An 11,763-nucleotide genomic window follows, 5' to 3' on the forward strand; every position below is an offset into this window, starting at 1 on the left:
AATATCATCCGCTGGGAGAGTTCTACCGATAACTTTACCACCGATACCGATATCGCCAATACCACTACTACTTTAACGGCTACAAACCTAACAACTACCACGCAATACCGTGCGGTCGTACAAAGTGGGGCGTGTGCGGAAGCGACTTCGGCTACGGCGACCATTACCGTAGGAGGAGTAGTTAACTTAACTATAAATGATATTACGGCAGACAACATTGTGAATGCCTCAGAAGCAGGAAGTACTATTCCAGTAACCGGAACCGTAGGCGGTGACTTCAATACAGGAGACACGGTAACTTTAACAATCAACGGAAACACCTATACAGGTACAGTAGATGCTAGTGGAAACTACAGCATTGATGTCCCTGGCTCAGACTTAGCAGCTGACCCAAACACCACTGTAGAAGCAAGTTTCCTGTCATATGCAACTTGCTCTGCCAACACGAATCATGTTTATAATCTAGACACGACGGCTCCAGTACCTACCATTAGTGTAGACAACATTACGGCAGACAACATTGTCAATGCCTCAGAAGCAGGAACAACCATTCCAATAACCGGAACCGTAGGTGGTGACTTTAACACAGGAGACACCGTAACTTTAACAATCAACGGAAACACCTATACAGGTACAGTAGATGCTAGTGGAAACTACAGCATTGATGTCCCAGGTTCAGAACTAGCAGCCGATCCAGATACCACTGTAGACGCCAGTGTTACTACGACTGATACTGCTGGAAATACCGCTTCTGCCACTGATACGCACCCATACAATGTAGGCACCACTGTCCCTACACTTTTTATTGTTATTGATGACATCACTCCAGACAATATCATTGACGCAACAGAAGCAGGAACTAATATCTCTGTGTCTGGAACTGTAACTGGTGATTTTAATACGGGTGATACTGTAACCTTGGTAATCAATGGAAACACCTACACAGGAATGGTAGACACTAGTGGAAACTACAGTATTGATGTCCCAGGTTCAGAATTAGCTGCCGACCCAGACACCACTGTAGACGCTAGTGTTACTACAACTGATAGTGCTGGAAATACCGCTTCTGCCACTGATACGCACCCATACAATGTAGTTACCACACCTCCTACCCTTTCTATTGTTATTGATGACATCACTCCAGACAATATCATTAACGCAGTAGAGGCAGGAACTAATATCCCTGTGACTGGAACTGTAACTGGTGATTTTAATACGGGTGATACTGTAACCTTGGTAATCAACGGAAACACCTACACAGGAACGGTAGACGCTAGTGGAAACTACAGCATTGATGTCCCAGGCTCAGACTTAGCAGCAGACCCAGATACAACAGTAGACGCTAGTGTTACTACGACTGATACTGCTGGAAATACCGCTTCTGCCACTGATACTCATTTATACAGTTTACTAGACTCTGATAATGATGGAGTTCCTGATATTACCGATATTGATGATGATAATGATGGAATTTTAGATACCGATGAAGGAGATGGTAACATAGATACTGATGAAGACGGAATTCCTGATAGCCTTGATACTGATAGTGATAATGATGGAGTCCCAGATGTTGTTGAAGGAAATGATGATAATAGTGATGGAATACCTGATAGTCTTCCTTCTGGTAATGACTCAGATGGAGATGGTTTGGATGATACTTATGATACAGATAATGGAGGTACTCCTGTAGATATTCCTGATAATGATGGAGATGGTATTCCTGACTTTCAAGATATTGATGATGACAACGATGGTATTATCACTTCAGATGAAAATCCTGGTAATCCTGACCCAACAATTAACGATGCTCTTGACACCGATGATAATGGTATTCCTGACTATCTAGACCCTAATACAAAACCATGTGGTACTCCCTATAATATCATGACTCCTGGTAGTGATGGTGATAATGATATTTTCTTCATCTCTTGTATAGACAGACCCGAATATAGTAATAATACTGTTGAGATTTTTAATAGATGGGGTAACACTGTATACAAAGCTTCTGGCTATAACAATAAAGACGTTGTTTTTAACGGAACTTCTAATGGAAGAACAACAATTAATGTTGATGAGAAATTACCTTCAGGCACCTATTTCTATGTTATCGATTTAGGTGATGGATCAAAACCAAAAGTAGGCTGGTTATACATTAATAGATAAAAAAAATAATATGAAATTAAAACACTTATACACATTAATATTCTTAATACAAATATTAATAAATGTAAATGCTCAACAAGATCCTCAATATACCCAATACATGTATAACACTATGAGTGTAAACCCTGCATATGCTGGGTCTAGTGGCCACACTATAATAAATGCTCTTGCCAGAACTCAATGGGTTGGTATTGAAGGAGCTCCTGACACTCAAACGCTAAGTTTCGATACTCCTCTAGGCTTTAGCGGTGTTGGATTAGGTATTAACCTTACTAACGATAGAATAGGCCCTGCCAATGAGATTTTTCTGGATATCAATGCTTCTTATACAGTTCGTACCAGTAATGAAGGAAATTTGGCTTTTGGGTTGAAACTTGGAGCAAGACATTTATATGTTGATTGGAACAAAGGTCTTGTTAAAGATAGAGACGATAAAAGTTTAACTGGAAACATTAATAGATTTTTACCAACTATCGGAGCCGGTATTTATTACTACACTTCTAACTGGTATTTGGGAGCAGCTATTCCTAACTTCATTAACACAGATCATTATGATGACTCTAATAATGGAGGTGATATCGCAAAAGAACGAATGCACTTATTTTTAATTGGTGGGTATGTATTTAATTTAAACGAAAATATTAAGTTCAAACCCGCATTTTTAACAAAAATTGTAAATGGTGCACCTTTATCCTTAGATGTATCGGCTAATTTTCTTTTCAATGAAAAATTTACAGCAGGTATAGCTTGGAGATGGGATGATTCTATTAGTGCTCTGATAGGACTTCAAGCTTCTAGAAATTTACATATAGGATTAGCATACGACCTCACTACTTCTAATTACAGCAACTACAATTCTGGAACCTATGAACTAATGATTAAATGGGAAATATTCAAAGAACTAGCAATGAAATCTCCTAGATTCTTTTAAATTATAAAATGAAATGAAAAAAGCAATACATTTTTTACTTATAATAGTATTTATACCAACCACCATTAACAGCCAACGAAAGTATGCTGCCAACAGATATTTTGAAGAGTTTTCTTACAAAAAATCTGCTGAATTATATCAGTCCATATACAACAAAGGAGATAATTCTTATACTGTATTAAGTAGACTAGGAGACTCTTATTACTTTAACTTTAAATATGTTATGGCAGAAAAAAACTATCAAGAATTAATGAAATTATACGAAAATTCTGCTGAACCTAAGCATATATTTAGGTACGCACAAGTTTTAAAAACTAATGGTAAAATAAAAGAATCTGATAAGTGGTTATTAAAATTAAATAAAAACGATAGTCGTGTGAAGGCGTTAGAAGAAAACACTAATTATTTTGTTGAATACTCTAATCGAGAAAAGACATATATAAACATCCACAACCTATCTAGCAACACTTCTTATTCAGACTTTGGTGGATACATTTATGATAATCATTTATATTTTTCTTCTACCCAACCCAAAACAGAAAAAGACAAAAAACTCTATCGATGGAATAAGCAACCATATTTAAACATTTATAAAGCAAAACAAAGTAACGATTCAATTTTAGATGTAGGTAAACCTGTCATTCTTGAAGGGTTGAGCTCTAAATATCACGAATCAAACATTGTTATTTCTAAAGATGGAAAAACAGCTTATTTCACCAGAGATAACTTTGACGGTAAGCGATTAATAGGGGATGAAAATAATATTTCTCATCTTAAAATTTATAAAGCTTCTAAAAAAGGAAACTTTTGGGGAGATATAAAAGAACTGCCTTTTAATAGTAATAGTTTTTCTTGCGGACACCCTGCTCTTAGCCCTGACGAAAAAACACTTTATTTTGTTTCTGATATGCCAAATGGCTACGGAGATACCGATATTTATAAAATAGCAATTTTAGAAAACAACACCTATGGAAAACCAGAAAACCTGGGTAAGACTATTAATACAGAAAGCAAAGAAATGTTTCCTTTTATAGGGAATGATAATGTTTTGTATTTTTCTTCTGATGGGCATATTGGCTTAGGAGGTTTAGATATTTTTGAGGTAAAAATCACGAGTAACTCTTATACAAAACCAGTAAATTTAGGAAGTCCTGTAAATAGTTCTTTTGATGATTTTGCTTTTATTATTAACGACAAACATACTCAAGGTTACTTTTCTTCTAACAGGAAAGAAGGTAAGGGAGATGATGATATTTATAGTTTTAGAATATACGATTGTAAAGAAAATATTAAAGGGGTTATATCTGACTCAAAAACAGGCAACCCTATTCCCAATGCTACCGTTCAGCTTATAAACAAGCAAGGAGAGCCTATTTTTACTAAAACAACCAATAAAGATGGTAGTTATTTATTTGAAAAAATAGATTGCGAAAAGAGCTTTGTAGTCATCGCTTCAAAAAAAGATTATCGAAACTCTCAAAAAAACACAAAAACACTTGACATTAACAAAAGGTTAATTACTGAGAACATCCAACTTGAATCTTTAATAGTAGATGATCAAATCATTATAAATCCTATTTACTTTGATTTTGACCTATATAATATTCGTGAAGACGCCGAATACGAGTTAGAGCATATCGTTTCTGTTTTGAAAGACAATCCTAATATTAACATAAGAATCGAATCTCATACCGACAGCAGAGGCTCAAAAGCATATAACAAACTACTTTCTAATAAAAGAGCTAAATCTACTAAAGACTACATTCTATCAAGAGGTATTTCATCAAAAAGGATTAAAAGTGCTATTGGTTACGGAGAAGAACAGTTATTAAACAACTGTAATGATCTAAATCAAAATAAGTGTACCGAACAAGAACATCAACAAAATAGAAGATCTTATTTTTATATCGAAAAAAAGTAATCTACACTAATAAAAAAACAAAAGGCTTTCAATTAAATTGAAAGCCTTTGCTTAGTAGCGGGAACTGGACTCGAACCAGTGACCTTCGGGTTATGAGCCCGACGAGCTACCTACTGCTCTATCCCGCGATTTGCGATTGCAAAGATAGTTTTTTTCTTTGTTCTATCCAAATAAAAAGCTAATAATTCTTACTTTGATTCTAAAGGTGGGATTCCTCCCTAACAAACTAAATAAAAAACAACATTAACCCGAAAACACAAGACATCAATCTAAGTGTAAAGGAACATTAGCTCTAAAAAACATCAAGGAACTATAATTCTGGAATAAAAACAGGTCTCTTTGAAATATGATAAAGTATATTTATGACTAGGTTATACTCAAACCACAGAAGAAAAAGTCAATGCTAGTACTAATACAATTATTCAACAGGAATGTAACCAAACGAGAACAAATATAGGTATATTTAAGCTTTCTAGTATTGAAATAAAACTCATAAGAAATATGTTTAAACACTAAAACATATCTACAATGAATTTCTAATTACAAAATATACATACAGTCTTTGTAATCAAAAACTATGATTCTATATCTATTACAAAAAAAGGCTTTCAATTAAATTGAAAGCCTTTTCTTTACTAGTAGCGGGAACTGGACTCGAACCAGTGACCTTCGGGTTATGAGCCCGACGAGCTACCTACTGCTCTATCCCGCGATTTGCGGTTGCAAATATACACTCTTTTTCTTGTTCTACCCAAATAAAAATAATTTATTTTTCATATAAGTATATTTACCTAGATAACAAGTCTATAAAAAATAAATACTTCTTACATAAAACAACCTATCTTTGCATCATGACACATAAAGCAGGATTTGTAAATATTATTGGAAACCCAAACGTTGGAAAGTCTACCTTGATGAACGCCCTAGTTGGAGAAAAGCTATCAATCATTACTTCGAAAGCACAAACTACTAGGCACCGTATTTTAGGTATTGTTAATGAAGAGGATTATCAAATTGTTTTTTCTGATACTCCAGGGATTATAAAACCTGCTTATGAGTTACAAGAATCTATGATGGATTTTGTTAAATCTGCTTTTGAAGACGCCGATGTACTTATTTATATGGTAGAGGTGGGTGAAAAGGAATTAAAAAACGAAGCCTTCTTTAATAAAATTATTCATAGTAAAATTCCAGTAATTTTACTACTGAATAAAGTTGACAAATCCAACCAAGAAGAAGTTGAGGCTAAAATCGAGTATTGGAAAAAGAAAGTTCCTAACTCGTTCGTATATGTTATTTCTGCTTTAGAGAAATTCAATGTAGATACCGTTTTTTACAAAATCATTGAACTACTTCCTGATGCTCCTCCTTTTTATCCAAAAGATCAGTTAACAGATAAACCTGAACGTTTTTTTGTGAACGAAAAAATTCGCGAAAAAATCCTTCAGCATTATAAAAAAGAAATTCCTTATTCAGTAGAAGTAGAAACTGAAAGTTTTGTTGAAGAAGACAATATTATTAAAATTCGTTCTGTAATCATGGTAGAACGTGATACCCAAAAAGGAATTATTATTGGGCACAAAGGAAGTGCCATTAAACGTGTAGGAACAGAGGCTCGTAAAGACTTACAACAATTCTTTGATAAAAAAGTTTTTTTAGACTTATATGTAAAAATCAATAAAAACTGGCGTTCTAATGACCGTCAATTAAAACGATTCGGATACAAAGATTAATCTCTTTTAATTGTTTGCAGCAATTGTTTGGTATATTCTTTCAACTCATCCATTTGTTTTTTTCCTGCTGATTTACCTAAACTACCAACCAAATATAACGTAACCCAGACAATGGGTAAAACAACTAACATCACCACTGGCAGCATTGTTATTTTTTTTAACGACCAGTTGCTATATGCTATAATGGCAAAAATTATAAAAGCTGTACCTACCAAAAAGTGCAAAAACATAAAAAAAGTCCAAACTTGTGGTTTTGGACCAAACAATCCTTTAATCTTTGACGAAGTATCTGATACTTCTTCTATTTCTATATGTAATTGAGGTGACCATAAATGAGCTTCTTTTTCCGGCACATCAATCACTACATGATTATCTACAACCTTCATTTTATACTTAGAAACATCGTTTAAGTGCTTCTTTACCTCTTCTAATAAAACCTGAGAGCTTATTTCATATTCTAATTGAAAACGAGGTTTTAAAAAAATCTGATTGTACAATCTATCATCCATTAAAATAACATATTAAAAGCCAACAATATAGCAAAAACTATATACTATCTAAAATTCATCATAAATCACCTACTAATATTGTATCTTTGCACAAATTTTTTGCAAAATGAGTATTATTGCGATTGTAGGAAGACCAAATGTAGGTAAATCCACTTTATTTAACCGACTAGTAAAACGTCGTGAAGCCATTGTTGATTCTGTTAGCGGAGTTACAAGAGACCGCCATTATGGAAAATCGGAATGGAACGGGAAAGAATTTTCTGTAATTGATACAGGTGGTTATATCGTTGGTTCTGATGATATTTTTGAAGGAGAAATACGTAAACAAGTTCAGCTAGCTATTGACGAAGCTGATATTATTGTTTTTGTAGTTGATGTTGAGCAAGGTATTACACCTATGGATGCTGAAGTTGCCAAAATTTTACGTCAGGTTGAAAAACCTTTATTCATGGCGGTTAACAAGGTTGACAATGCAATGCGTGATGCCGATGCTGTAGAGTTTTATAACCTTGGTTTAGGAGATTACTACACTATCTCTTCTATCAATGGAAGTGGAACAGGAGAATTATTAGATGCCATAGCACTAGAAATCCCTAAGCCTGATGAAGATGAGGATAAGGAAGATGAATTACCTCGTTTTGCTGTAGTTGGTCGACCTAATGCAGGAAAATCATCGTTTATCAATGCTCTAATTGGTGAAGACAGAAACATTGTTACCAATATTGCAGGAACTACTCGAGACTCTATCGACACAAAATATAACCGTTTTGGATTTGAATTCAATTTAGTTGATACAGCTGGTATTAGAAAAAAATCGAAAGTAAAAGAAGATTTAGAATTCTACTCAGTAATGAGAGCTGTTCGTGCAGTTGAACATTGTGATGTAGCTATATTAGTAATTGATGCTACTCGTGACTTTGAAGGACAAGACGAAAAAATATTTTGGTTAGCAGAGAAAAACCGAAAAGGAGTTATTATTTTAGTAAACAAATGGGATTTAGTTGAAAAAGAAACCAATACCATGCGTGATTTTGAAGCCAAGGTTCGTCAAGCAATTGCTCCTTTTACCGATGTTCCAATCGTATTTATTTCTGCATTAACTAAACAACGTATTTTTAAAGCTATTGAAACTGCTGTTGAAGTTTTTGAAAATAGAAAACGTCGTATTCAAACAAGTAAGTTAAACGAAACTATGTTGGAGATTATGGAACATAATCCGCCTCCAGCAACAAAGGGTAAATTCATAAAAATAAAATACTGTATGCAATTACCAACGCATACACCTCAGTTTGCTTTCTTTGCTAATTTACCTCAGTATATTAGAGACCCTTATAAGCGTTATATCGAAAATCAGTTACGCGAACATTATAACTTTAACGGGGTGCCAATTAGTATTTATTTCAGACAGAAATAAGTTTAACAATATTTAACTTTTAGAACGTAGTTTTTTCTCTTTATTTGTAGCTCTTTGAAAATCATTTTTGCTATAAATAATGAAAAAACTACTTTTTATTTTTGCCCTATTATTTACCAGTTCAATTTTTGCTCAATCTTATCAGTTTAAAATCACAGGTACGATTAACTCAGAAAAAGATAAAACTGCTATAGATGCAGCAACAATTCATCTAGAAAAAGCTAAAGATAGTTCTATTGTTACCTATACTATTTCGAACGACAAAGGAAAATTTTCTCTAGAAGGAAAATCTTTCAGCAAAGATGTAAAACTCTTTATTTCTTATGTTGGAATGGATAGCTACTCCAAATCAATACAACTAAACAAAATTTCTAACCTTGATTTAGGTACAATTTTATTAAAAGAGGAAAGTAACTTACTTAGCGAAGTAGTTATTCAGTCACGAGCTCCAATCACTGTTAAAAAAGACACTTTGGAATTTAATGTAAAATCTTTTAAAACTAAGAAAGATGCTAACGTTGAAGATCTTTTAAAAAAACTACCTGGTGTTGAAGTGGATGAAGATGGTAAAATTACGGTAAACGGAAAAGAAGTTAATAAAATTTTGGTTAACGGTAAACCTTTCTTCGGAAACGACCCAAGCATTACCACTAAAAACCTGACAAAAGATATTATTGAAAAAATTCAAATTACAGATACTAAATCTAAATCAGAAGCTTTTACTGGTGAAAAAGGAGACGCTAACAATAAAACCATCAACCTAACCATTAAAAAAGAAAATAATAAAGGTTGGTTTGGTAGAGTGTCTGGTGGTACAGGCACCGATAAACGCTTTGAAGGTGCCGCAATGGTTAACCGATTTGACAACAATCAACGATTTAGTGTATTAGCCAGTACTAACAATGTCAATTCTCCAGGGTTTAGCTTTGGAGAAATTCAAAAAATGTTTGGAGGGGGCGGTAACATTTGGATAGGTGGAAACGGTGGTTTTAATATTAATGGAAGAAGTTTTGGAGGTGGTAGCGGTATTATAAAATCAAAAACCGCTGGAGCAACGTATGCTGATGAATTTGGTAAGGGATTAGATGTAAATGCCAACTATTTTTACTCTGGAAGTACTTCAAACAACGAATCAAAAAGTAACAGAGAATATACGCTTCCCGATAGAAAATATTTTTCTAATTCAACTACTATTTCAGATGATGAAAATCACAATCATAGTTTTGATACTGATTTTGACATTGAAATAGATTCTACATTTTTAATCAACATTAAACCCAGTTTTGTATTTAATAAAAGAGAAGGAAGCAGTCGTAGACAAGAAGAGTCTTTAGATGAAGACAATACACTTACCAATAGTTACATGAGTTCTGCTTACTCTAAATCGGAAGCAAACAATTTTCAAAATAGATTAGATATTACTAAAAAATTAGGAGCTAAAGGTTCGTTTATTAAAGCCTCTGTAACCAATCATATAGACAAAGCAGATACTGAAGAGGTTAATAAATCTACAATTGAAACTTTTGGAAGCAACCCTAATATCGAAAATAGAGATCAAAAGAGTACTATTGAAAACAACTTAATGGGACTCACCACACACTTAACCTATCGTTTTCCTTTAATTGCTAAAAAATTCTTTTTAGATACCAAATATCGTTACCAACGTGATGAACGAAAAAACAAAGAAAACACCTTTGATTTCAACTCAACAACACAGCAATATAGTAGTTTTAACACTGATTTAAGTTCTGATTTCACATACAACGACATCACTAAGACTCCATCGTTAGAACTGATATATAGAACCAAAAAGTGGCGATTAAATTTTGGGACTGGTTTTGTAAATAGAACCATAGAAAACAATGACAAATTACGTCCTGAGTTAAGCTTAAAAAAAGAATATAACAATTTGGATTTAGATGCTAGTTTCAGATATAGATTTGACTCTAAAGCTTCTGTTTATTTTGACTATCGTTTAAATAACAATGCACCTAGTATTAACCAAATTCAACCTTTTTCTGATGTAACCAATCCTTCTAATATTGTTACTGGTAATCCAAATTTAAAACCAGCTCAAAATCACAGAGTATATATTAACTTTAACAAATTTAACTGGCAGGCTCGTACTGGATTTTGGTTTTATATAAGTGGTACTCTTTATGAAAATCAAGTAATAACAAATACCTCTATTGACGACGATTTAGTTAGAAAAACCTCTTACGAAAACAATGATGGTGGTTATGATTTATGGGGTGGTGGTAGTTATACAAAAAAAGTAAGGCTAGACTCTATTGCTAGTATTAAATTTAGAGCAGGTGGAAACATTAGTTCCAGTAAAAACTTTAATATTTTAAACAACATAAAGGAAGGAGCTAAAACAACTTCCTTAACCCCAAATTTTGGAATCATTTTAGAATGGGATAAACTGGCTTCTATAGAAACACAGTATCGTATTTCTTTTTCAAACACGAAGTATGATGTTAACCAAAATCAAAACCAAGACTTCACTAGACATTCTGTTAATATAAGAACTAAAACAAATATTCCTAAAAAGTTAGAATGGAGAAATGACATTCGTTATACATATAATCCCAATGTGATTGGGTTTAACAAAGCTGCTTGGTTTTGGAATGCTACTCTCGCCTACTCTATTTTAAAAGATCAAGGTACTATTAGCTTAAAAGCGTATGATTTACTGAATCAAAACACCAACGCCCAACGTAGAGCTACTTCAAACTATATAGAAGACTCTGAAAGCACTGTATTACAACAATATTTTATGCTTGGGTTTAGTTGGAAGTTTAATAGTTTAGGTAAAAAAGGAAAAGTTCGAGAGTACGGTTTAGCTTTCTAATAACACCAGTAGTTATAAACATCTTTCTTATTTCTTTATCTTTAAAAATGCAAGGAACACCTATAATAACCTCAATTATGGTATTAGGAAATCTTTATTTGCTTATTTGGCATTATAAAAACTATAAAACATTATTTATAAAGCCTATAATTAGCTTTTAATATTCTAAGAATTACTGTTTTTTGAAAGGGAGTAGTAATAAAAACGACTGATTACTTACAATTTTGTAAATTTGTAT

The 11,763-nt window shown here is 33.3% G+C and carries 7 protein-coding genes and 2 tRNA genes; 6 read left to right on the top strand and 3 right to left on the bottom strand.

All coding sequences use genetic code 11. The features are described from left to right. From Q4517_RS07035 to Q4517_RS07045, 3 genes are all read left to right on the top strand, one after another. Window positions 1-2,163 (top strand): gliding motility-associated C-terminal domain-containing protein (locus tag Q4517_RS07035; RefSeq protein ID WP_303507825.1); only part of this gene is annotated, 2,163 nt, incomplete at its 5' end. A 10-nt stretch (window positions 2,164-2,173) separates the two neighbouring features. Continuing rightward, window positions 2,174-3,094, top strand: coding sequence for a type IX secretion system membrane protein PorP/SprF (locus Q4517_RS07040; RefSeq protein WP_303507828.1), 921 nt, complete (start codon window positions 2,174-2,176; stop codon window positions 3,092-3,094). A 13-nt stretch (window positions 3,095-3,107) separates the two neighbouring features. Continuing rightward, window positions 3,108-5,015, top strand: coding sequence for an OmpA family protein (locus tag Q4517_RS07045; protein WP_303507830.1), 1,908 nt, complete (start codon window positions 3,108-3,110; stop codon window positions 5,013-5,015). A 55-nt stretch (window positions 5,016-5,070) separates the two neighbouring features. On the opposite strand, the gene Q4517_RS07050 is transcribed toward Q4517_RS07045, so the two are convergent. Then, a tRNA-Met gene (locus Q4517_RS07050) sits at window positions 5,071-5,143 on the bottom strand. Window positions 5,144-5,654: 511 nt separating this feature from the next. Beyond that, window positions 5,655-5,727: transfer RNA gene (locus tag Q4517_RS07055), tRNA-Met, on the bottom strand. A 139-nt stretch (window positions 5,728-5,866) separates the two neighbouring features. Here Q4517_RS07055 and era point away from each other — a divergent pair. Beyond that, window positions 5,867-6,748 (top strand): GTPase Era, encoded by an 882-nt coding sequence (gene era / locus Q4517_RS07060; protein WP_303507832.1) that lies wholly within the window; start codon window positions 5,867-5,869, stop codon window positions 6,746-6,748. Here the strand turns inward: era and Q4517_RS07065 are convergent. Then, window positions 6,745-7,257, bottom strand: a complete 513-nt coding sequence (locus tag Q4517_RS07065) for a GTP-binding protein (RefSeq protein ID WP_303507834.1) — start codon at window positions 7,255-7,257, stop codon at window positions 6,745-6,747. The genes era and Q4517_RS07065 overlap by 4 nt on opposite strands. Window positions 7,258-7,363: 106 nt before the next feature. On the opposite strand from Q4517_RS07065, the gene der reads away from it, so the two are divergent. After that, the gene (gene der / locus Q4517_RS07070) at window positions 7,364-8,671 is read left to right on the top strand and encodes a ribosome biogenesis GTPase Der (protein ID WP_303507836.1); all 1,308 of its coding nucleotides are present in this window, start codon (window positions 7,364-7,366) and stop codon (window positions 8,669-8,671) included. 79 nt (window positions 8,672-8,750) lie between these two features. Beyond that, on the top strand, window positions 8,751-11,525 hold the full coding sequence (locus tag Q4517_RS07075) for an outer membrane beta-barrel protein (protein WP_303507838.1): 2,775 nt from the start codon (window positions 8,751-8,753) through the stop codon (window positions 11,523-11,525). Window positions 11,526-11,763: the final 238 nt, after the last annotated feature.

It is taken from the genome of Tenacibaculum sp. 1_MG-2023, assembly GCF_030547425.1.
GTDB lineage: Bacteria > Bacteroidota > Bacteroidia > Flavobacteriales > Flavobacteriaceae > Polaribacter.

What these genes read in the sequence shown, in the direction of transcription:
- era (WP_303507832.1), top strand. Translation starts at nt 5,867, where the DNA reads ATGACACATAAAGCAGGATTTGTAAATATTATTGGAAACCCAAACGTT.
- Q4517_RS07045 (WP_303507830.1), top strand. Translation starts at nt 3,108, where the DNA reads ATGAAAAAAGCAATACATTTTTTACTTATAATAGTATTTATACCAACC.
- Q4517_RS07040 (WP_303507828.1), top strand. Translation starts at nt 2,174, where the DNA reads ATGAAATTAAAACACTTATACACATTAATATTCTTAATACAAATATTA.
- Q4517_RS07075 (WP_303507838.1), top strand. Translation starts at nt 8,751, where the DNA reads ATGAAAAAACTACTTTTTATTTTTGCCCTATTATTTACCAGTTCAATT.
- Q4517_RS07065 (WP_303507834.1), bottom strand. Translation starts at nt 7,257, where the DNA reads ATGGATGATAGATTGTACAATCAGATTTTTTTAAAACCTCGTTTTCAA.
- der (WP_303507836.1), top strand. Translation starts at nt 7,364, where the DNA reads ATGAGTATTATTGCGATTGTAGGAAGACCAAATGTAGGTAAATCCACT.